Here is a 20,069-nt window from a genome sequence, read left to right on the forward strand (position 1 = left end):
TGGAAAGGTCTCAGGTGAACCACCACCCGAGACCCCTGCCCGAAGGCACCACCACCGTGAAATGCTGGTCCTCGACAAGTATGCCCGCTTGCTGGCATCGCGCCGGCGCAGGGCATGACCATCCCCGTTCAGTGGCGGGCGAATCTGTGCAGCGGCCTTAGCTTCCGGCCGTACTGCCAAAGCCCCGGTGCCGGTCACGTCCCGCCTCCCCCGCCTGCTGATGGGTGCCGCCCTGCTGGCCGCCAGCCTCGCCACCGGCTTCGCCGCGGCTCCCGCTGCACGGGCGGCGGCAGCGGCCCAGCGGGTCACCCCACAATCCCTCGCTGCCGCCCTGGCGCGCCTCGATGGCCTCGCCACCTCCATGCAGCGCCGCACCGGCGTGCCGGGCATGGCGATCGCGGTGGTGCACAACGATCAACTGGTGTTTCTGCGTGGCTACGGCGTGCGCAAGGCGGGGCAGGCAGGAACGGTCGATCCCGACACGATGTTCCAGCTGGCCTCCCTCTCCAAGCCGGTGGCCAGCACCGTGGTGGCGGCCCTGGTGGGAGATGGGGTGGTGGGCTGGGACGATCCGGTGCTGCGCACCCTGCCTGAGGCCCGCATCGGTCCGGCCGGCACCGCGCCCGATGTGACCCTGCGCGATCTGCTCTCGCACCGCAGCGGTCTGCCTGATCATGCCGGCGACGACCTGGAGGATCTCGGCTTCGATCGCAACACGATCCTGTCCCGGCTGCGTTTCCTGCCCACCAACAACCGTTTCCGGGCCGACTACGCCTACACCAACTTCGGCTTCACCGCCGCGGCAGAGGCGGCTGCCCGTGCCGGTGGCAGCAGCTGGGAGGCGATCTCGCGCGAGCGGCTCTACAAGCCCCTGGGCATGACGCGCACCACCTCCAGCCATGCCGCGTTGATCGCCGACGCCAACCGTGCCCGCCTGCACGTGCCCACCGCACAGGGCTGGGTGGCGCGCTTCGATCGCGATGCCGATGCGGAATCTCCCGCTGGCGGGGTGAGCGCGTCAGCGCGGGACATGGGCAGCTGGTTGCGCTTGCAGCTCAACGGCGGCCGCTTTGCCGGCAAGCCCGTGCTGCAGGCCGCCGCTCTGGCCGAAACCCATCGCCCGCAGGTGATCAGCACCCCACCGGCGGATCCAGCCACCGATGCGGCCGGGCTCTATGGGCTCGGCTGGAATGTGGGCAAGCACGGAGCAGGGCTGGTGCAGCTCTCCCACTCCGGTGCCTTCTTCCTTGGTGCCGCCACGGCTGTGTATCTGCTGCCTGCCGAAAAGCTCGGCATCGTGGTGCTCACCAACGGCCAACCGGTGGGCCTGCCGGAAGCGGTGGCGCTCAGCTTTCTGGATCTGGCGGTGGAAGGGGAGGTCAGCCGTGACTACCTCCCGTTGCTGCAGGGCATCTTCAAGAGCATGAGCCAGCAGGACTACCCCGCCGTGGTGGCCCCCGCTGTCGTCGTGCCGCCGCTGCCCCTGGAGCGCTACGTGGGCCGCTACAAGAATGACTACTTCGGGCTGCTCGACATCCGCCGCGGGGCCGACGGCCTTGAGCTGCTGATCGGCCCGGAGCCGCAGCGATTCCCGCTCACGCCGGTGAGCGGCAACACCTTCTCCTATCAACCCCGCGGCGAGAACGCCTTTGGTCCTGCGGCGGTCACGTTTCAGGCCGTCGCCGGCGGAGTGCCCACGACCGTGTGGGTCGGAAACCTCGATCGCAACGGTCTGGGGCTGTTTATTCGCCAGAAACCGTGACGTTTTGACAGCTTTACCGCGATGCTTGGTCAGCGTTTCACGGCATTCCCTTGTTCAATGATGGCCACGATGGTGCGCCCCAGCTGCCGCCGCTGAACCGCCAGCAGCTGGAAACCCTGCTGGCGGCGCTTGATCCCCGGCTCGATGGTTTCGGCAAGGGAACCTCCTGCCTCGACGATGCCGCCGCCTTCCTGGCGCGCCTGTCGGCAGAACCTGCCGCTGCGAATGGCGCCGGCACCAGCGGTAACGGAACGGGCAGCAGCAACGAATCCGCACCGCTGCAGGTGTGGCTGGAGGCCTGGCGTTCCGCGGGCGGCAACCGCCAGACGCTCTCATTGATGGTGCGGATGCTGCTGGCGCAGGCCGGCGAACCGAACAGCTCACCAACCAGCGCCTGAGCCCAGGCGGCTGCGACGTCGCGGTCGCCGCTCAGAGCGAGCCGGCCAGCAGCTGGCGGATCAGGGCCGGATCCACGTCGTTGCGGATCACCACATGGCCGATGCCGGTGGGCAGCACGAAGCGCAGCTGCCCCTGGTTCACCTTCTTGTCGCTCTGCAGGGTCTGCATCGCCGCCTCCACGTCCAGCGGCGGCAGAACCAGCGGCAGGCCGGCCTTGGCGATCACCGCCCGCTGGCGTTCCTGGTCGGCGGCTTTCCACAGGCCCATCGCCAAAGCCAGCTGACCGACGGCCTCCATCCCCATCGCCACCGCTTCGCCGTGGATCACGGTGCCATAGCCGCAGAGCGTTTCCACCACGTGGCCGAGGGTGTGGCCGTAGTTAAGGATCGCCCGCAGGCCGCCCTCCCGTTCATCAGCTGCCACCACCCGGGCCTTGGCGGCAGCCGAGCGCTGCAGCAGCCGCTGCAGGCGGGCCGGGCCGATCGCCTCGAGGCTGGAGAGATCCGCCGCCGACTCCAGATCGGCGAACAGGATCGGGTCACCGATCACGCCGTATTTGATCACCTCCGCCATGCCGGCGCGGAACTCCCGCTCCGGCAACGTGGTGAGCGTGGTGGGATCCACCAGCACCAGCTCCGGCTGGTGAAAGGCGCCGATCAGGTTCTTGCCGCCGGGGTGGTTCACGCCAGTCTTGCCGCCGATCGCCGCATCCACCATCGCCAGCAGGGTGGTGGGCACCTGCACCACGGGGATGCCGCGCAGCCAGGTGGCGGCGGCGAAACCCGCCATGTCGCCCACCACACCGCCGCCCAGCGCCACCACCAGGGATCGCCGCTCCAGTCGCTGCGCGTAGGCCGCGTCGTGGATCTGGGCAACGGTGGCGGGGGTCTTCTGCTCTTCCCCCGCGGCGATCACCAGCCGGGTGGTGTGGAAGCCGTGCCGCTGCAGGCTGGCCAGCACCCGGGCGCCGTAGTGGTGATCCACCTCAGGATTGGTGACCAGCAGCACCTGGGTGCCGGCCGCGAAGCCCCGTTCCTCCAGCAGACCGCCCAGCGCCTCCAGCGCCCCTTCACCGATCCGCACCGTGTAGGGATTGCTGGCCAGCGCCACCTCGATCGTGCGCAACGGCGACCCCGCCACCACTCCAGGGCCAGGCGTGCGGTCGGATCGGAAGCTGGTGGGCTGGCTGGAGGTCATTGCGGAGACCCTTCGAACGGAGGGGGGTCTGATCGTGCTGAAGGTAAGGCGCGGCTCCCTGCGGCCGGCTCAGCTGTCGCTGTTGAGCAGGCTCAGCAAGGCGCTGCCATAGCGCTCCAGCTTGGCAGCGCCGATGCCGCTGATCGCCGCCAGTTCCGCGATCTGGAGCGGCCGCCGCGCGGCCAGCTCCACCAGCGTCCGGTCATGGAACACCACATAGGGAGGCACCGCCTGCTCACGCGCCTGTTCCCGCCGCCAGTCCTTGAGCCGTTGCAGCAGCTCGAGATCGGCGCCCTGCCCGTCGGCCCCGGCCCCGGCTGCGCCTGCGGCCCCGCTCAGCGCGCCGCTGCGTGACCGCGAGCGCCGCTCCTGGCGCGGTGGTGGCAGCGGCAGCTCCAGCCGCTGTTCGCCACGCAGCAGCGGCCGCACCTGCGCCTCGGCCCCCCAGCGCAGCCCCCCGTGTCCATCGGGCACCGGCTCCAGCAGCCCGGCGGCGGTGAGCTGCCGCAGCAGGGTGCGCCACTGGCCCCGGTCCAGTTCCTTGCCGATGCCGTACACACTCAGTTCGTGGTGCCCAAGGGCCCGTAGGCGCGCTGTGTCGGCCCCCAGCAGCACATCCACCACATGGGCGGCGCCGAAACGCTGGCCGGTGCGGTACACCGCCGAGAGGGCTTTCTGGGACGGGATCGTCACATCGGTCCGCTCCTGAGGCTCCAGGCAGCGGTCGCAATTGCCGCAGGGCTGCTCCAGGGTTTCGCCGAAGTGGGCCAGCAGCACCTGACGGCGGCAGCCGGGCGCTTCGGTGAAGCCGATCAGGGCCTCCAGTTTTCCGTGCTCGATCCGTTTCTGGGCCGGCTCGGCCTCGGAGTCGTCGATGAAGCGCCGCAGCTGCGGCACATCACCGGCGCCGTGCACCATCCAGGCGGTGGCCGGCAGCCCGTCCCTGCCAGCCCGGCCGGTTTCCTGGTAGTAGGCCTCCAGGCTCTTGGGCAGATCGACATGGGCCACAAAGCGCACATCCGGCTTGTCGATGCCCATGCCGAAGGCGATCGTGGCCACCACGATCACACCGCTGTCCCGGCGGAAGCGGCTGAGTGCGGCGCTGCGCTGCGGCGCCTCCATTCCCGCGTGATAGGCGATGGCGTCATGGCCAGCGGCGCGCAGGTCCGCGGCGAAGCGGTCCACCCGGGCGCGGGAGCGGGCATAGACAATGCCGGCATCGCCGCGGTGCGCCTCAAGAAAGGCCAGTAGCTGGGCCTTGGCCTCGTCCTTGTCACGCAGCAGGTAGCGGATGTTGGGGCGATCGAAGCTGGCCGTGAAGACACGGCCCTGTTCCAGCGCCAGCCGCGCCACGATCTCGTCGCGGGTGCGCGGGTCGGCGGTGGCGGTGAGCGCCAGCCGTGGCACCTGGGGAAAGCGGGTCGCCAGCTCCACCAGCTGCAGGTAGTCCGGCCGGAAATCGTGCCCCCACTGCGACACGCAATGGGCCTCATCAATGGCGAACAGCGCCAGCGAGCGCTCCGCCAGCCGATCGAGCAGGTCGCCGGCCAGCAGCCGCTCCGGCGACACATACAAGAGATCCAGGTCCTGGGCCTGGAAGGCGCGCCAGATGGCGCTGCTCTCCTCCGGCGCGAGCGCCGAATGCAGCGCCGCCGCCCGCACGCCCGATTGCCGCAGGGCTTCCACCTGGTCCTGCATCAAGGCGATGAGTGGCGAGATCACCACCGCCAACCCAGGACGGCACAGTGCCGGGATCTGATAGCAGAGCGATTTCCCGCCGCCGGTGGGCATCAGCACCAGCGCCGAGCCACCGTCGATCACGTGCTCCACGATCGCCTGCTGCGGGCCGCGGAAGGCCTCGTAGCCGAACACCTCGCGCAGCACGGCCTGCGCTGAAGCTCCGGGCTGCAAGGGGCCCTGCGGCGACACGCTCGGCTGCGGGTGTCCCAAGGCGGTGGCCCCTGCGCGCTGATCTCCCACAATGGCGCCATGAACGGCCCATCCGTACCGCGCCCGTCCCCTGCTGCGGCCCCGGCTCTGGCCACGCCCACGGGAACGGCTATGTCCACAGCCCCGGTCACGCCCTCGCCCACGCCTTCGCTCCTTGGTCGTCGCCTCACCCCCTGGGGCTTCCTGGCGCCGGCGCTGCTGCTGCTGGCGGTGTCCGTGCTTGTGCCGGCGGCGATGGCTCTGGTGATCAGCTTCACCGCCACCGGCCTGGACATGAGCGAACCGCTGCGGTTTGTTGGCCTCGCCAACATCCGCCGCCTGCTCACCGACCCGGTGTTCTTTCAGGTGCTGGGCACCACCTTTCTCTATCTGGTGGGTGTGGTGCCGCCGATCGTGTTCGGCTCGCTGGCCCTGGCGGTGCTCGTGAACCGCAGCCTGCCCGGCATCCACTGGTTCAGGGCCGCCTTCTACACCCCCGTGCTGGTGTCGATCGTGGTGGCGGCGATCGCCTTTCGCTGGCTGTACGCCGAAAACGGCCTGATCAACGGCTGGTTGGCAGCGCTGCTGGGCGGCACGTTCGAACCGATCGGTTTTCTCACCAGCCCGTTGCTGGCCTTGCCAGCAGTGATGCTCGTCACCCTGTGGAAGGGACTGGGTTACTACATGGTGATCTTCCTGGCCGGTCTGCAGGGCATCTCGCCGGAGCTCTATGAAGCGGCGGCACTAGATGGCAGCGAAGGCTGGCGCAGCCATCTGGATATCACCCTGCCCCTGCTGCGCCCTTACATCACCCTGGTGGCGGTGATCTCGGCGATCGCGGCCACCAAGGTGTTCGAAGAGGTGTTCCTGATGACCCAGGGGGGGCCGGCCGATTCCACCCGCACCCTCGTCTATTACGTCTACGACCAGGCCTTCTCGGAACTGGAGATCAGCTATGCCTGCACCGTGGGCCTGGCCCTGTTCCTGATCGTGCTGATCTTCTCGCTGCTGCGCTACCTGCTGGCCGGCGACCGCAGCCTCACCTGAGCCCGATGGACGCGGTGGATGTCAGGCTGCTCGCTTGCTCGGCCGCCCCGGCGGACCACCATCAGGGGCAGCAACCATGAGCGGCAGCATCGGCGTGGTGGGGGGCGGCCAACTGGCCCTGATGCTGGCGGAAGCGGCGCGGCGGCTGGGCGTCGAGCTTCACGTCCAGACGCCCCTGGCCACCGACCCGGCCGCAGCCCTGGCCACCAGCGTGGTTCTCGCCCCCATCGATGACCTGGCCGGCACCCGGGCCCTGGCTGCCCTGTGCCAGGCGATCAGCTTCGAGAACGAATGGCTCAACCTCGACGCCCTGGCAGCGCTGGAAGCAGAGGGTGTGGTGTTCCTGCCGCGGCTGCAGGCGCTGCAGCCGCTGGTGTCCAAGCGCAGCCAGCGGGAACTGCTCGGCCGCTTGCAGCTGGCCTCGCCCCGCTGGATTCCGCTCGAAGCGGTGCTGGCGCCTCCTGCGGGGCTGGCTCCCGGTCCGCTGCCACAGCCAGAGGGCGGACCCGCCGCCGGGGGCTGGCAGCCGGTCATCCTTCAGCCTGCCAACCCGCCCGAACCTGCCGCCCCCCATCTGCCGGAGGGCTTCAGCTTTCCCCTGATGGCCAAGGCCGCCACCGGCGGCTACGACGGCCGCGGCACCGCCTGCATCCACGACGACGAGGAACTGGCCGCACTGCTGGAGCGTGTGCCGCCTGAGCAGTGGTTGCTGGAGGAGTTCGTGACATTCGAGCAGGAACTCGCCCTGGTGGCCTGCCGGGATCGCGACGGCAATGTACGCACCTTCCCGCTGGTGCAGACCCACCAGCACAACCGCGTCTGTGACTGGGTGCTCGCCCCCGCCCCTGTGAGCCATGCGGTGCAGGCGCGCGCCCGGAACGTGGCGGCTTCCCTGCTCACGGCGCTCGATTACGCCGGGGTTCTGTCGGTGGAGTTCTTCTACGGTTCAGCCGGGCTCCAGGTGAACGAACTGGCACCCCGCACCCACAATTCCGGCCACTACACGATCGAGGCCACCGTCACCAGCCAGTTCGAGCAGCAGGTGCGCATCGTGCAGGGCCTCGACCTCGGCGACACGGCCCTGAAGGTGCCGGGCGCCCTGATGGTGAACCTGCTGGGCTTTGAAACTGCCGAGTCGTCCTACGAGGAGAAGCGCCGCGCCCTGGCCGACCTGCCCGGCACCAGCGTGCATTGGTACGGAAAACGGGAGTCGAGTCCGAGCCGCAAGCTGGGCCACGTCACCGTGCTGCTGAGCGAGCAGCAACCGGAACAGCGGCTGCAGGAGGCCATGGATCGCCTCGTTCAGGTGCGTGCGATCTGGCCGCTGCCTCCCGAGGAAAAGCCTTAGGGTGTGGTCGAACTGCTGTGTTGGTGACTGCCTTTCACAGTTTTCTGATCTGACTCCTTCTTCGACGTGGGTGGTCTGTCGCGACGGTGACGTATGCCGGCCTTGCTGCTGGAAACGAAGCCCCGCTTTGCCTGCCCCTCTGGTTCTTCCAGGTCGAAATCTGGGGCAAGACGGCACGGCGGTTCACCCTTTTCTCTGTCAAGCTCCCCGGCCGCTGCTGCGGCGTTCATACGGGCCGGATCACTGCCTCGCCGCCGCCTGGATCCGTCCAGCAAGCCGGCGCAACACCCCGCCGCACCTCTTGCTGTCCATCAAGCCTCAGTGAGGCCATCCAGCCTCGACTGCAGCGCCTCCTTCTCCAGGGTGGTCACCACGAACACCTCCTGGGCGGTGGTGCCCTTGCGCGCCAGCAGCTTGAAGCCACCCCGGATCGGTGCGGACACCTTCAAGCGCAGCACTGGACTGCGGCCTTTCACGCGGGTGATCACCGCCGGGGTCACCGTGTCGACGCCATCGCCGGCCGCCAGCCGCCGCAACACCGGAATCAGACCCTCGATGTAGGTGCTGTGGGTGATCACCACGCGACCCATCAAACGGTGTCCTTCATGAGAAACGGTCGCAGGAACTGTTAAAACGATGACAGTTCGGAGGGCATTCCGTGCATCAGACACGCGCCGCCATCGCCCGTCAGCTCAGTTCGCACCAGGGTGAAGCCGTTCAGGTGGTGAAGGCCGATGTGGCCCAGGGGCACAGAATCCGTGGATTGGCCGTATGCCCCGGGCGCGTGATGAGCTTCGTGCTCGATGCCTGCACCGGCTCTGTGCGCACGCGCAATCTGCTGGAACTCTCCTCGCTGACGCGTGATCTGGCCTGAGCCGGTCATGCCCGCTCCAGGGGCGCCATGGTGAGCCCTTCGGCGGCGAGTTGCTGGTGGTAAAGCTCCGCCTGCTCCTGCGGACCACACCACACCACCGCCGAGCCTTCGGTGTCGATCCGCTTGGCCAGGGCCCAGGCGTGGTCCGGCTGCATGCCGGGGATGTAGGTCAGCAGGCAGGCCACCACGTGCTGATAGGTGTTCACGTCGTCGTCGAGCACCACCACCTTGAAGTTGGGATAGGGCTGCTGCAGGCGCACAGGCTCCAGCACCGTGGCGGCTTTGCCAGGAGCAACGTTCCAAGGGGCAGACCCGGCCCATGGGTTGGCAGACACCCCTGCCCCTGGCGTGGCGAAGAAAAGACGAACCATGGCCATCGCGACCGGCCAATACCGGCAAGGCAGCAGCTTAGGTAAAGTGCGCCGAGTCAAAGCCGTGTCCACGCCATGCTGATCACCCTGGGTTGGTCCTCGCTCGCCGCCCTCTTCAGCTTCTCGATCGCCATGGTGGTGTGGGGCCGCAACGGCGACGGCAGCATCAACTTCTGATCTGAGCCCCGTTCGGCGCAACTGATGCCTGAAACAGCCTTCACCCTCACGAACGCTCTGGCGGTCGTGGCCTCTGTGCTGCTTGTGTTCGTGAGTGGAGGCGTCGTTTACCTGTCCACCGTCGAGTGGCGGGATCGCCGCCGCCGTCAGCGCGCCGCCAACCCGCGTCGATGACCCTCGACCCGCTCAGGCCCATCGCGCCGTGGGCCTGGCGCGAAGCGGGTGACGCGCTGGTGCCGCCTCCCCCACCCTCTGCTGCCGATCGATGGAGCTCAGTCCCCACGGACGAGCTGATCGCCAGCCTGGCCTCTGACGAGGAGCAGCCCCCCGATCCTGGCGCTGCCCTGGCACTCTGCGGCGGCGACCATCCTGCGGCAGCCCTGCAGCACGGCGCTGACGCGCTGCGCAGGCAACTGGCGGGTGAAACGGTCACCTACGTGATCAACCGCAATCTCAACTTCACGAACCACTGCGTGAAGCACTGTGGGTTCTGTGCCTTTCGCCGGGATGCCGGTGCCGAGGGGGCGTTCTGGCATGGCTTTGCATTGCTGCAGGAGAAAGCCCGCGCCGCTCAGGCGTGGGGCGCCACTGAGCTGTGTCTGCAGGGCGGCCTCAACCCGATGGCCCGCGAGGCGGGCAGCGCCCTGCGCTACTACGAGGCGCTGCTTGGAGCCTTGCTGGAAGCCGCCCCGGGGATCCATCTGCATGCCTTCTCGCCCCAGGAGCTGCTCTTCATCGCCGAGCAGGACGATTGCCCGCTCGACACCGTGATTCAACGCTTGCGGGAAGCCGGTCTGGGCTCGGTGCCCGGCACCGCCGCCGAGGTGCTGAGTGAGCGGGTGCGTCGGCAGCTGTGTCCCGAAAAGCTGTCGGCGCGCGCCTGGTGCGCGGTGGTGCTGCAGGTGCAGCGCCACGGTCTGGCCAGCACCGCCACGATGATGGCGGGTCACATCGAAGCGGCCGCCGATCGTGTGGCCCACTGGTTCACGTTGGTGGCGCTGCAGCAGCGGGCCTGGCAGGCAGGGGTGCCGGGCTTCTCCGAGTTTGTGCTGCTGCCGTTCATCGGCGCCGCCGCGCCTGAGCCCCTGCGGCGCCGGGTGGGCCGCGATCAGCCCGATCGCGCCGCCATGCTCACACTCACCGCCCAGGCCCGCCTGCTGCTGGGGCGCTGGTTGGTGAACCATCAGCCCAGCTGGGTGAAGCTGGGCCTTGATGGGGCCACCGAGGCCCTGCGCTGGGGTTGCAACGACATCGGCGGCACCTTGATGGAAGAACACATCACCACCATGGCCGGTGCCACTGGCGGCACGAGCCGCAGCCCCCAGGAGCTGAGCAACGCCGCCCTGGGTCTGGGCCGCCCGGTGCGGCAGCGCACCACCCTGTACGGGCCTGTCGCGGCTGAGGCGTTGCCCGCATGAGCCTCACCTTCCCTCGCTGGCGGCTGCCTCCGCTCCCCCGGCCAGGTCTGCCCACTCCCAGGCTGCCTCGTTGGCGCTCGCTGCTGCCGGTCACAAGCGGCGTGATCGTGCTCCTGCTGCTGCCGGCGCTTCAGCTGCAGCGGTTCCCCCGCTCCAATGCCGCGGGCCTAGAGCGGCTGGTCCCCGTCGCTGCGCTGATTCAGAGCTTTGCCGCTGCGCCCGCTCGCCCCGTGCCCGCCCTCTGGCAGGAGCGGCTGTCGCAGCCACTGGCCGCGCGGCTGTGGGCACGGCAGCAGGGGCAGTGGTGGCAGCTGTGGGGAGAGAGCGGTGATGGGGGCACCCTGCTGGCGATCAGTGGCAGGGGCTTCGAGGGACTGCCCGAGCGCGCACTGCCTGCCAACAGCTTTCGCCTTGACGATCTGCTGGTGATTGCCGCGGATCCTCTCTCCCGGCAGCAGCTGCAGCAGCAGCTGAGCCGCACGGCTCGCCCGCCCAAGGGAATGGAGAAGCGCTGCGTGGACCAGCTGCGTTCCGCCCAGACGGTCGCCTGGACGGGCACGGCTGTCAGCCAGCTGACCGGAGCCCTGGCGCCGCTGCTGGGCCGTTTTCAACAGGGTTGCCTGGTGCTGGCGGGAGATGCCACGGGCCTCACCTGGCGGGGGGAAGCCACAGGATCCGGCAAGGCCGCAGCTGCGGCAGAACTGGCTGAGCTGCCGGCCGTGCCGTCGCGTCAGCCCCTGCCCGCAACCCTGCTGCTCGACGTGGAGGGGGATCGCCTGGATCTGCTGTTCGAAGGCCTGCTCAGCCGTCAGTTGATCCGCCAGCCGCTGGTGGATCGGTATGGACTTCAGGAAACCCTGCTGCGGCGGTTAGGCGGCAGCCCGTTCCGGTTGCGGCTGAGCCCCCAGCCGGCGGGGGCCTTCCAGGCGTCCCTCGACCTGCAACTGCAGGTGGGCAAGCAACGGCAGGAGTGGATCCAGTGGCTGGCCCAGTTGCGTGAGGTGCTCAAGGAACAGGGGCTGGTGGAGCAGCTGCCGTCAGCAGCGGAGCGTGCTGGTGGAGCTGCTGCCGACCCGGCCCCACCCTTGCCCACGGGCGTGTGGCTGCGCCAGGACGGCACCGTGGTGGGGGGATGGCGCTGGATCCGGCCGACCGCCGGCGCCCCGCCGCTGCTGTCCCTGTTTCTGGGCTCGTTGCCGCCACCCGTGCCGGCGCCGCCGCTGCCGAGGATCGAGCTCACTCCTGCAGTGGCCACACTTCCGCAGACCCTGCGGCTGCGTGCAAGACCCCAGGCGCTGGCTGCGTTGGGACTGCTGCCCCCGGCTCTGCCTCCGGTGCTGCAGCAATCTGACCAGTTAGAGCTCGTAGCCCGTTGGCCAGCTGTCGCGAAAGGAAGCAGTAGTGGTCAGGCCCAGGCCTTGTTGGCAGGCTCTCTCACGCTTGACGCTGCACCGGGCGCCGCACCGGTGGAGTCACCGCCAAGGCCCTGAGGGTCAGCCCCAGGGCAAGCCAGCTTCAGGCGCTGGGAGCTGCGGTGCCGCTGCCCGCTTCAGGACCTGCGGCGATGTCAGCGGAGCCGGAGGCCACAGCCACACCGGGCTCCGCCGCAGGGGCTTCAGAGGTAGCGCCAAGGCTCTGGCGCTCACGCCGCCGCCGCTCAGCCGCCACCGTTTCCTCCATCAGCTCAACGGCCTGGGCCATCTTCTCGAGGTTGGACACATACAGGCTGAGGTCCTTGTCGACACGATCCTTGAGCAGACCCATCGCTTCGCCGGTGTCGTGGGCGGCCTGGCGCAGGGCTTGGGGCTCCACAGCGTCAGCCCCTTTGGCCTGTTGCAGCAGGCTGAGCAGCCCGACGGCAAGCAGACGCGAATAGTGGAAGTCCGGGCGCTTCACCGCCTGGAGAACTCCAGCGATCGGCTCAGGAGCGCCGGTGCCCTGCTCGGTGATCCACCGGCGCACGTCTTCGACGCTGTGCTGGCCCACGGCCGCCACTGCCTCATTGCGGAGGCGGCGGAAATGATCGGCCTCGTAGCCACAGGCAGCGCACAGGGCCTGGAACAGCGGTTCCCGCTGCGCTTCAGGCCGATAGCCACGGGCGAAGCTGTCGAACACCTGGGTCAGGCCGACCGCGAACAGCGGATCAATCTGAAAACCCTTCTGGCGGCTTAGCAGATGCAGCTCCACGAGCAGTTCGTCCACCATGCGCCGGTAGAGGGGCGCGATCACATGGGGAAACGCACGATGGAACGAACGCTTGCTGTCAGCGACGGTGAGGCAGGCGCCCACACTGATTCTCCTGGTTATCTGGACCTTAGCGCTGCCCCCCTCCCGCCCGATGGGCCGGCGCCACCGCTAGCGCTCACTGAGCTGGACCTGCTCCGGCGAGCTGGCACAGGCCCAGCGAGGGGGAACCGTGGGTGCACTGGCCTCGGTAAGATGGGGGAGTTGCTGATTTTTCGTCCATGATCCCGATCGTGATTGAGGATTCGGGCCGGGGCGAGCGCGCGTTCGATATTTATTCCCGGCTGCTGCGCGAGCGCATCATTTTTCTTGGTGAAACGGTCACGGCGGAATCTGCCAACCGGGTGGTGGCTCAGTTGCTGTTTCTGGAAGCAGAAGACCCTGAAAAGGACATCTTCCTTTACATCAACTCTCCTGGTGGCTCCGTCTACGACGGCCTTGGCATCTTCGACACGATGCAGCACATCAAGCCCGACGTCCAGACCGTCTGCGTGGGCCTGGCCGCCAGCATGGGGGCCTTTCTGCTCACGGCCGGCGCCAAGGGCAAGCGCAGCAGCCTGCACCACTCGCGCATCATGATCCATCAGCCGCTCGGTGGCGCCCGCGGCCAGGCCAGCGATATCCGCATTCAGGCCAACGAAATCCTCTTCCTCAAAGACAAGCTCAACCGCGAACTGGCTGATCGCACCGGCCAACCCCTCGAGCGCATCCAGGTCGACACCGACCGTGACTTCTTTATGTCACCGGCAGAAGCGGTGAGCTACGGCCTGATCGACAAAGTGATCGAACGCCGCCCGATCCGCCCTGTGGATTGAGACATCAGGTCCTGGTTACCGGCACATCCGCAACTCTTCACGCCTGGAGCCAAGGGCCAAAGCGCGGTGGTCCTCACCAGCTTCTGTTGCTTCCAGGCGTATGTCTCAGCACGCGCTATGGCAGCGCCATCAGCACTCAGTTCATCGCCCCGACGCGCATCGCCGACTTTACGCCTACCCAAGATTCAGCAAACTTCAAAGGCTTCTCACTTGCAACAAATAGGCCCGAAGGATAACTCGAAAACTGACTCTACAATCTAACCCTGCCAACTGACTCAAAAGCGCCCCGAGAGAGAGGGTGGAAGGAGGCAAACGATAGAGCCAACCCTCAATCGATGACGATCCGCGCCAACAAGCAAGAACTTGCCGTGCATTGATAAACATTCTCAGGAGTGGTTCTCCGAGAATGGATAACTCAGAACTTGGATGATCGCGAAATCAATGACTTGATGATCAACCATCTATTAACTTAACGTTCTGTAAGCAGTCTTCCGAGAATTGGGCCAATGAAGCCTATTGAAGTTGAATCCTTCAGACTTTACAGACCTTCTGGAATTGCTGCTTTGGAAGCTGAACTCCAAGAAATGGCGCAGGCCGGCTTCCTGAAAGCGAGGAGTCGAAACCAAGGCTCAATCTTACGGCTTATCCGACTTAAGCAAGTAGCTCTTGCTGAATTTCAGCTCTTTCCAAAGAGAGCGGATCTGGTCGTAGGCATCGGCTTGGGTGATCTTGCCATTGGCCTGCAATCCCACGATCAGTCCCACACGGTCGGCGAACTGCTCAAGGTTTTGGTGAAAGGCTGCGCCCTCAGGAGTCCAGTCGTCACCGTGGTAACGACTGAACGACTCCATCGGGGATTTGATATCGCTCAACGCTCTGATGCAATGAGGCCAATTTTATCGGACAAAGCGCGATGCAAGAACTGATCAGGGTTAATAGCAGATAAAGGAAGGGGCTGATGTCGCAAGGTCATCAGCCCTTGGCCTGGCTCAGGTGGTGGCTGGCAGCAGGGGGGAGAAGCGTTCCTTTTCTGGAATCACACTGAATTCAGCCACGATGCTGCGGAACTCGTCGCCGTTGAGGCTTTCCTTTTCGATCAACAGTTCCACCAGGCGATCCATGCATTCGCGGTGATTGCCAACCAGCTCAAGGGTGTCCTGGTAGCAACGGTCCACGATCAGGCGCACCTGCTCATCGATGCGGCGCGCGATCGATTCCGACACGTCGCTGCGGGTCATCAGGTCGCGGCCAAGGAACACCTCCTGGTTGCCTGCCTCCAACGAAACGGGGCCGAGGTCGCTCATGCCGAAGCGGGTGACCATCTGGCGGGCAAGGCCCGCCACCATCTGGATGTCACCGCCAGCACCGGTGGTGACTTCGGCGTGGCCGAACACCACGGCTTCAGCGGCACGCCCGCCCAGGGCACCCATGATCCGTGCCTGCAACTGGGAGCGGCTCACAAGCATCTGCTCTTCATCGGGGGCAAACCAGGTGAGGCCCTGGGCCTGGCCGCGAGGAATCAGCGTGACCTTCTGCACGGGGTCGTGGTTTTTCACCAGGGTGCCCACCAGCGCATGGCCCACTTCGTGATAAGCAATCAGGCGCTTGCTGCGTCCATCGGTGAGCGGCTTGCCTTCCATGCCGGCGATCACCCGATCCACAGCGTCGTCGATCTCAGCCAGGCTGGTGGCCTCCTTGCGGCGCCGCGCGGTGAGGATGGCCGCCTCGTTGAGCAGGTTGGCGAGATCGGCCCCTGTGAAGCCTGGGGTGCGACGCGCAATCGCCTCAAGCGACACATCCTCGGCGAGTTTCTTGTTGCGGGAGTGCACTTCCAGAATCGAGAGGCGGCCCTTGATGTCAGGCGCGTCGACGCTTACCTGACGGTCGAAGCGGCCCGGACGCATCAGCGCTGAATCGAGCACATCGGGGCGGTTGGTGGCCGCGATGATGATGATGCCGCTGTTGCCTTCAAAGCCATCCATCTCCGTCAGGAGCTGGTTGAGGGTCTGCTCGCGCTCATCGTTGCCGCCGCCGATGCCGGCGCCGCGCTGGCGTCCCACCGCGTCAATTTCATCGATGAAGATGAGGCAGGGGCTGTTTTCCTTGGCCCGCTTGAACAGGTCGCGCACGCGGCTGGCGCCGACGCCCACGAACATCTCCACGAACTCGGAGCCGGAGAGGGAGAAGAAAGGCACACCGGCCTCACCGGCGATCGCCTTGGCCAGAAGGGTCTTGCCGGTGCCAGGGGGGCCCACCAGCAGAAGTCCACGGGGAATCTTGGCGCCCACGGAAGTGAAGCGTTCGGGCTGCTTGAGAAAGGTGACAACCTCCTGCAGGTCTTCCTTCGCTTCTTCCACGCCGGCCACATCGGCGAACTTCACGCCGGTTTCCGCTTCCATGGCGAAGCGGGCTTTGGTTTTGCCGAACTGCATGGCCTGGCCAGGACCGCCGGGCATGCCCGAGGAGCGGCGTGCCAGGAAAATCAGGGAACCGATCAGCAGCAGCGGGAACAGCAGGTTGCCGAGCAGGCCCAGGGCCGGCGGCGAATTGCGCGGCGGGTGGATGTCGAAGCTGATGCCCTTCTGCTTGAGATTGTTGATCAGCTCAGGGGCCACGCCGGGCAGATCCACACGCAGGCGCTGCACGCGGTTGTCGAGGTCAGGGTCCACCGCCTCGATCACGGCACTGCGACCGCCGTCGTAGATGTCCACCGCGGTGACGCGTCCCGCCTCCACGTAGTCGAGAAAGCGGCCGTAGCTCATGCGGGCCACAGCCGTGTTACGTGCGCTGGAGATGCCTGCACCGGTGCTCTCAGCGAAGCGGGCGGGGCCGCCACTGCCGAGCACCTGCCAGCCAAGGAACACAGCCACTCCCACAGGGAGAAGCCAAAGTGCGATCAGACGCCAGCGCTGGTTCATGGCTGAGAGGTTGTTTTAACAACTGTAAAGCTCGGGATCCAAGATGGAGACTGCTCCCTCCAGATCCGCGCTTCCCTCAGCCTGCCATGGTGGGGCGGGTTTCCTGAGAATCCGGCTGCAGCCCCTCGGCCAGCACCACTCCTGGCTCGCTTTCCATCAGCAGGTCGTTCACCGACAGCGTTTCGATCAGGTCGGGGCCGCCCAGGGTGTGGGTCCAGATCTCCACTTCACTGCTGGGGGGTGCCTCGAAGCTGAGGAACTCGAAGGGAAACGCCACCCGTTCCAGATAGAAGGTTTCAGGGCCGCAGCAACGAAGGATCACCATGCGGTCGCTGGCGTTGCGATACCCGCAGGGGAGTAGTGCCACGGTTGGTGCCTCATCTCAGAACCCTCATAAACGCACCATCGGCACCTCCCGTTTGGTCACAGTGACCACCAATAGGCTTTCTTAATCTTTTCTCGGGATTGTGTGGCGGGGCCTGATCGGTTCAGAGGCTCCGCAAAGCCACGATCGGATCCAGCCGCGCCGCACGCCGCGCCGGCACCACCCCGAAGAACAATCCGATCGAGCCGGATAGCCCCACCGTGAACAGCACGCTGCCGGCATCGATCGATGCCGGCAGGGGCGTGAAGCGGGCGACCCCTGCCACCGTGGCCAGCCCCACCGCGCTGCCGATCAAGCCACCGAGGCTGGCCAGCACCAGCGACTCCACCAGGAACTGGGCCAGCACATCGCCGCTGCGGGCGCCCACCGCTTTGCGTAGCCCGATCTCCTGAGTGCGCTCGCTCACCGACACCAACATGATGTTCATGATGCCGATGCCGCCCACCAGCAGGGACACGCCGCCGATCGCGCCGAGCATCAAGGTGAGTCCGCCGGTGATGGTGCCCACGATCGAAAGCGCATCCTGCTGGGAGCGCACCGCGAAGTCGTCCTCGCGCAGGATGCGGTGCCGCTGGCGCAGCAGGTTGGTGATCTGGAACTTGGCGGCGCCGGTGCTGGCCTCATCGCGCGCCTCCACGCTGATGAACGTCAGTACCACGCCGTACGTTGGATCGCGGCCGCTCAGTTTGCTCACCATGGTGGTGAGCGGGATGTAAGCAGCCTCGTCCTGGTTGTTGCCGAACACCGCCCCCTTCGCGGCCGTCACGCCGATCACCTCAAAGGATTGGTCGCGGATGCGCAGGATCTTGCCGATCGGGGAATCGCCAGGCAGCAGCTTGTTGCGCAGATCCGGGCCGATCACCACCACGTTGCGGGCGGAGCTGAGATCTTCTTCGCTGAAGAAGCGGCCCTGGGCGATCTCGAAGCGGCGCACTGGCAGGAATTCAGGCGTGATGCCCGACACGGACGCGCTGGAGCTGCGCGCGCCTGCCTGCACCACCAGATTCATGGTGATCTGGGGGGCCACCCGCCGCACAGAAGGCACCTGGGAGGCGATCGCTTCCGCATCTTCCAACACAAGAGTGCGGGGGTTCTGGAGCCCCTGGCGGCGGGTGTCGTTGTTGCCGGGCACCACAAAGAGCACGTTGGCGCCCAGGGTGCTGAGCTGCCCTTCCGCCAGGTTCTGGGCCCCCTTGCCCACCCCCACCAGGGTGATCACCGAGGCATTGCCGATCACGATGCCGAGCATGGTCAGCAGGCTGCGCATGCGGTTGGCCCCCAGCGTGGAGAGCGACATCCGGATGGTTTCGCCAATGGGCAGCTTCGACGCCATGCCTGAAACGGGTTCAGGGCTCATCATGGCCAGCCCGAACGGCGCCCGGGCGTGTCAGATCTCTGGGGTCTGGCGGCCGCCCTGGGTGTGGTTGCGTGCGCCGCGGTGCACGAGGCCCTCGCGCAGCTCGAGCGTGACGAACTCGCCGTGGCGGAGATCGGTGGTGGCATTGGCCACGCCCACGATCACCGGTACGCCTAGGCGCTGAGCGATAACGGCGGCATGGCTGTCACTGCCATCCGTTTCGGCGATCACGCCCCGCGATTTGCGGATCGCCTCCACGTAGGCCACGGTGGTTTCACGCACCACCAGGATTTCACCTGCCTCCAGCCGCGCTGCGTCTTCAGGGCTGTTGGCCACGTGCACCCGGCCACTGACGGAGCCATCGCCGATGCCCAGACCGCGACCGAGCACGGCCGAAACAATGCCCACTTTCACCAGATCGGTGGAGCCGCTGACACCCGCCAGGGTGCCGGCGGTCTGCACCACCAGGTCGCCGTCCTTGAGCAGGCCCTGCTCCTGAGCCACCCCCATCGCCAGGGTGAAGGTGCTGGTGGTGGAGTCCTGGTTGCTGATCAGCAGGGGGTTCACCCCCCACACGAGCTGCAGCTGGCGGGCCACGTTCACATCGTTGGTGATCGCCAGAATCGTGGTGGAGGGGCGGAACTTGCTGACGTTCCGGGCGGTGGCACCGGTTTTGGTGAGCGGCAGGATCGCCGCCGCCTGGAGCTGGCGCGCAATCGTGCTCACCGCCTGGCTGATGGAATTGGGGATCGTGCTCGCCATATGCGAATCGACGTGCCGGGTGGGGTAGTCGCGCTCGATCCTCAAGGCGATGCGGGCCATGGTGGCCACCGCCTCCACGGGATAGTCACCCACGGCGGTTTCGTTGGACAGCATCACCGCATCGGTGCCATCCAGGATGGCGTTTGCCACGTCGCTCACTTCGGCGCGGGTGGGCCGCGGACAGCTGGCCATGCTGTCAAGCATCTGCGTGGCCGTGATGATCGGGATCCCGAGCATGTTGGCCTTGCGGATCAGGTCCTTCTGCAGCAGCGGCACTTCCTCGGCAGGCATCTCCACGCCCAGGTCTCCGCGGGCCACCATCACCCCGTCGCAGAGGGGCAGGATCGCGTCGATCTGATCGATCGCCTCGAACTTCTCAATCTTGGCGATCACCGGAGTGCTGTGTCCCAGCGTGGCAATCAGCTCGCGGATCTCCTGCATGTCGGAGGGGTTGCGCACGAAGCTGAGCGCCACCCAATCGACCCCCTGTTGCAGACCGAAGGCGAGGTCCTGGCGGTCTTTGGTGGTGAGAGCCCGGATCGAGAGCTGCACATCGGGGAAGTTCACCCCTTTGTTGTTGGAGAGCACGCCGCCCACCACCACCGTGCAGTGGAGTGTGCGACCCGTCTGATCCACCGCGTCGACCACCATCTCCACCCGGCCGTCATCCAGCAGGATGCGGCTGCCGGCGGGCACCTCATCGGCCAGCTTGTCGTACGTGATCGTGGCCACCGACTGGGTGCAGGGCACCTCCCTGGAGGTGAGCGCAAAGGGATCGCCGTTGGCGAGGGTGATCGGCCCCTGCTCGAAGCGACCGAGCCGGATCTTCGGCCCCTGAAGGTCGAGCAGGATGCCTACGTGGATGCCCAGCTCATGGGCCACCTGACGGATGGTGGCGATACGCAGGGCGTGCTCGGAATGATCGCCGTGCGAGAAATTCAGGCGAAAGGTGGTGGCACCGGCGTGAATGAGTTCACGCAGGCGCTCGGGGCTTTCGGTGGCCGGACCGATGGTCGCCACGATCTTGGTGCGACGCGAAAGATCGGGAGCAGCCATCGGAGCGCCG

General features: G+C 66.7%; 20 protein-coding genes and 1 other RNA gene. 11 read left to right on the forward strand and 10 right to left on the reverse strand.

Annotated features, from left to right (window positions below; genetic code table 11):
* Positions 1–187: 187 nt before the first annotated feature.
* Together ACWJI3_RS03605 and ACWJI3_RS03610 are read left to right on the forward strand one after the other, a co-directional pair.
* Entirely contained in the window at positions 188–1,762 is a 1,575-nt protein-coding gene (locus tag ACWJI3_RS03605) for a serine hydrolase (protein ID WP_480202908.1), read from the forward strand.
* A gap of 50 nt (positions 1,763–1,812) precedes the next feature.
* Complete coding sequence (locus ACWJI3_RS03610; RefSeq protein WP_480202909.1) at positions 1,813–2,160, forward strand: hypothetical protein; 348 nt, start codon at positions 1,813–1,815, stop codon at positions 2,158–2,160.
* Positions 2,161–2,191: 31 nt separating this feature from the next.
* On the opposite strand, the gene aroB is transcribed toward ACWJI3_RS03610, so the two are convergent.
* A complete protein-coding gene (aroB, locus tag ACWJI3_RS03615; protein ID WP_480202996.1) occupies positions 2,192–3,304 on the reverse strand; it encodes a 3-dehydroquinate synthase in 1,113 nt (370 codons plus the stop codon).
* Positions 3,305–3,427: 123 nt separating this feature from the next.
* Positions 3,428–5,308: a DNA helicase RecQ gene (gene recQ / locus ACWJI3_RS03620; protein ID WP_480202910.1), complete on the reverse strand. Its 1,881-nt coding sequence runs from the start codon at positions 5,306–5,308 to the stop codon at positions 3,428–3,430.
* A 111-nt stretch (positions 5,309–5,419) separates the two neighbouring features.
* Here recQ and ACWJI3_RS03625 point away from each other — a divergent pair, with 111 nt between their 5' ends.
* The 3 genes from ACWJI3_RS03625 to ssrS all read left to right on the forward strand — a co-directional run bounded on the left by ACWJI3_RS03625 (position 5,420) and on the right by ssrS (position 7,871).
* Positions 5,420–6,334: a carbohydrate ABC transporter permease gene (locus ACWJI3_RS03625; RefSeq protein ID WP_480202911.1), complete on the forward strand. Its 915-nt coding sequence runs from the start codon at positions 5,420–5,422 to the stop codon at positions 6,332–6,334.
* 76 nt (positions 6,335–6,410) lie between these two features.
* Complete coding sequence (locus ACWJI3_RS03630) at positions 6,411–7,682, forward strand: 5-(carboxyamino)imidazole ribonucleotide synthase (protein ID WP_480202912.1); 1,272 nt, start codon at positions 6,411–6,413, stop codon at positions 7,680–7,682.
* 6 nt (positions 7,683–7,688) lie between these two features.
* Positions 7,689–7,871, forward strand: a non-coding RNA gene (gene ssrS, locus ACWJI3_RS03635) — 6S RNA.
* Between the two features lie 122 nt (positions 7,872–7,993).
* Here ssrS and ACWJI3_RS03640 read toward each other — a convergent pair.
* Positions 7,994–8,272: a DUF2103 domain-containing protein gene (locus ACWJI3_RS03640; RefSeq protein ID WP_094510513.1), complete on the reverse strand. Its 279-nt coding sequence runs from the start codon at positions 8,270–8,272 to the stop codon at positions 7,994–7,996.
* A gap of 68 nt (positions 8,273–8,340) precedes the next feature.
* Between ACWJI3_RS03640 and ACWJI3_RS03645 the strand changes: the two genes are divergently transcribed.
* Positions 8,341–8,556, forward strand: a complete 216-nt coding sequence (locus tag ACWJI3_RS03645) for a hypothetical protein (RefSeq protein WP_094510512.1) — start codon at positions 8,341–8,343, stop codon at positions 8,554–8,556.
* 5 nt (positions 8,557–8,561) lie between these two features.
* Here ACWJI3_RS03645 and clpS read toward each other — a convergent pair whose 3' ends face one another.
* Positions 8,562–8,927, reverse strand: a complete 366-nt coding sequence (gene clpS / locus ACWJI3_RS03650) for an ATP-dependent Clp protease adapter ClpS (RefSeq protein ID WP_094510757.1) — start codon at positions 8,925–8,927, stop codon at positions 8,562–8,564.
* Between the two features lie 75 nt (positions 8,928–9,002).
* On the opposite strand from clpS, the gene petN reads away from it, so the two are divergent.
* Genes petN through ACWJI3_RS03670 form a run of 4 tightly spaced genes read left to right on the forward strand, consistent with a single transcriptional unit; the run spans position 9,003 to position 12,012 of the window.
* On the forward strand, positions 9,003–9,104 hold the full coding sequence (gene petN / locus ACWJI3_RS03655) for a cytochrome b6-f complex subunit PetN (RefSeq protein ID WP_094510511.1): 102 nt from the start codon (positions 9,003–9,005) through the stop codon (positions 9,102–9,104).
* 24 nt (positions 9,105–9,128) lie between these two features.
* A complete protein-coding gene (locus ACWJI3_RS03660; RefSeq protein WP_198948206.1) occupies positions 9,129–9,278 on the forward strand; it encodes a hypothetical protein in 150 nt (49 codons plus the stop codon).
* Positions 9,275–10,522, forward strand: a complete 1,248-nt coding sequence (locus ACWJI3_RS03665; protein ID WP_480202913.1) for a CofH family radical SAM protein — start codon at positions 9,275–9,277, stop codon at positions 10,520–10,522. The genes ACWJI3_RS03660 and ACWJI3_RS03665 overlap by 4 nt, the downstream gene beginning before the upstream one ends.
* Complete coding sequence (locus ACWJI3_RS03670) at positions 10,519–12,012, forward strand: hypothetical protein (protein ID WP_480202914.1); 1,494 nt, start codon at positions 10,519–10,521, stop codon at positions 12,010–12,012. The genes ACWJI3_RS03665 and ACWJI3_RS03670 overlap by 4 nt, the downstream gene beginning before the upstream one ends.
* A 25-nt stretch (positions 12,013–12,037) precedes the next feature.
* Here the strand turns inward: ACWJI3_RS03670 and psb29 are convergent, their stop codons facing one another.
* Entirely contained in the window at positions 12,038–12,811 is a 774-nt protein-coding gene (gene psb29, locus ACWJI3_RS03675) for a photosystem II biogenesis protein Psp29 (protein WP_255139698.1), read from the reverse strand.
* Positions 12,812–12,987: 176 nt separating this feature from the next.
* Here psb29 and clpP point away from each other — a divergent pair, with 176 nt between their 5' ends.
* The gene (clpP, locus tag ACWJI3_RS03680) at positions 12,988–13,581 is read left to right on the forward strand and encodes an ATP-dependent Clp endopeptidase proteolytic subunit ClpP (RefSeq protein WP_255139699.1); all 594 of its coding nucleotides are present in this window, start codon (positions 12,988–12,990) and stop codon (positions 13,579–13,581) included.
* 635 nt (positions 13,582–14,216) lie between these two features.
* Here clpP and ACWJI3_RS03685 read toward each other — a convergent pair.
* From ACWJI3_RS03685 to pyk, 5 genes are all read right to left on the reverse strand, one after another.
* Complete coding sequence (locus tag ACWJI3_RS03685) at positions 14,217–14,453, reverse strand: DUF7219 family protein (protein ID WP_480202915.1); 237 nt, start codon at positions 14,451–14,453, stop codon at positions 14,217–14,219.
* A 117-nt stretch (positions 14,454–14,570) separates the two neighbouring features.
* On the reverse strand, positions 14,571–16,499 hold the full coding sequence (gene ftsH, locus ACWJI3_RS03690; protein WP_255139700.1) for an ATP-dependent zinc metalloprotease FtsH: 1,929 nt from the start codon (positions 16,497–16,499) through the stop codon (positions 14,571–14,573).
* A gap of 76 nt (positions 16,500–16,575) precedes the next feature.
* Positions 16,576–16,866, reverse strand: a complete 291-nt coding sequence (locus tag ACWJI3_RS03695) for a DUF1830 domain-containing protein (protein ID WP_255100914.1) — start codon at positions 16,864–16,866, stop codon at positions 16,576–16,578.
* Between the two features lie 121 nt (positions 16,867–16,987).
* Positions 16,988–18,217 carry an ABC transporter permease gene (locus tag ACWJI3_RS03700; RefSeq protein ID WP_094510504.1) on the reverse strand — a complete coding sequence of 410 codons (1,230 nt, stop codon included), beginning with the start codon at positions 18,215–18,217 and terminating at the stop codon, positions 16,988–16,990.
* Positions 18,218–18,271: 54 nt separating this feature from the next.
* Positions 18,272–20,059, reverse strand: coding sequence for a pyruvate kinase (gene pyk, locus ACWJI3_RS03705; protein ID WP_094510503.1), 1,788 nt, complete (start codon positions 20,057–20,059; stop codon positions 18,272–18,274).
* Positions 20,060–20,069 lie beyond the last annotated feature (10 nt).

Source organism: Marcopretia estuarina LEGE 06307, assembly GCF_056633115.1.

Bases quoted from the DNA above. Each gene is read 5' to 3' on its own strand.
- ACWJI3_RS03630 (WP_480202912.1), top strand. From the start codon at position 6,411: ATGAGCGGCAGCATCGGCGTGGTGGGGGGCGGCCAACTGGCCCTGATG.
- ACWJI3_RS03670 (WP_480202914.1), top strand. From the start codon at position 10,519: ATGAGCCTCACCTTCCCTCGCTGGCGGCTGCCTCCGCTCCCCCGGCCA.
- ACWJI3_RS03665 (WP_480202913.1), top strand. From the start codon at position 9,275: ATGACCCTCGACCCGCTCAGGCCCATCGCGCCGTGGGCCTGGCGCGAA.
- pyk (WP_094510503.1), bottom strand. From the start codon at position 20,059: ATGGCTGCTCCCGATCTTTCGCGTCGCACCAAGATCGTGGCGACCATC.
- ACWJI3_RS03660 (WP_198948206.1), top strand. From the start codon at position 9,129: ATGCCTGAAACAGCCTTCACCCTCACGAACGCTCTGGCGGTCGTGGCC.
- ACWJI3_RS03700 (WP_094510504.1), bottom strand. From the start codon at position 18,217: ATGGCGTCGAAGCTGCCCATTGGCGAAACCATCCGGATGTCGCTCTCC.
- clpS (WP_094510757.1), bottom strand. From the start codon at position 8,927: ATGGTTCGTCTTTTCTTCGCCACGCCAGGGGCAGGGGTGTCTGCCAAC.
- clpP (WP_255139699.1), top strand. From the start codon at position 12,988: ATGATCCCGATCGTGATTGAGGATTCGGGCCGGGGCGAGCGCGCGTTC.
- petN (WP_094510511.1), top strand. From the start codon at position 9,003: ATGCTGATCACCCTGGGTTGGTCCTCGCTCGCCGCCCTCTTCAGCTTC.
- ftsH (WP_255139700.1), bottom strand. From the start codon at position 16,499: ATGAACCAGCGCTGGCGTCTGATCGCACTTTGGCTTCTCCCTGTGGGA.
- ACWJI3_RS03640 (WP_094510513.1), bottom strand. From the start codon at position 8,272: ATGGGTCGCGTGGTGATCACCCACAGCACCTACATCGAGGGTCTGATT.
- ACWJI3_RS03625 (WP_480202911.1), top strand. From the start codon at position 5,420: ATGTCCACAGCCCCGGTCACGCCCTCGCCCACGCCTTCGCTCCTTGGT.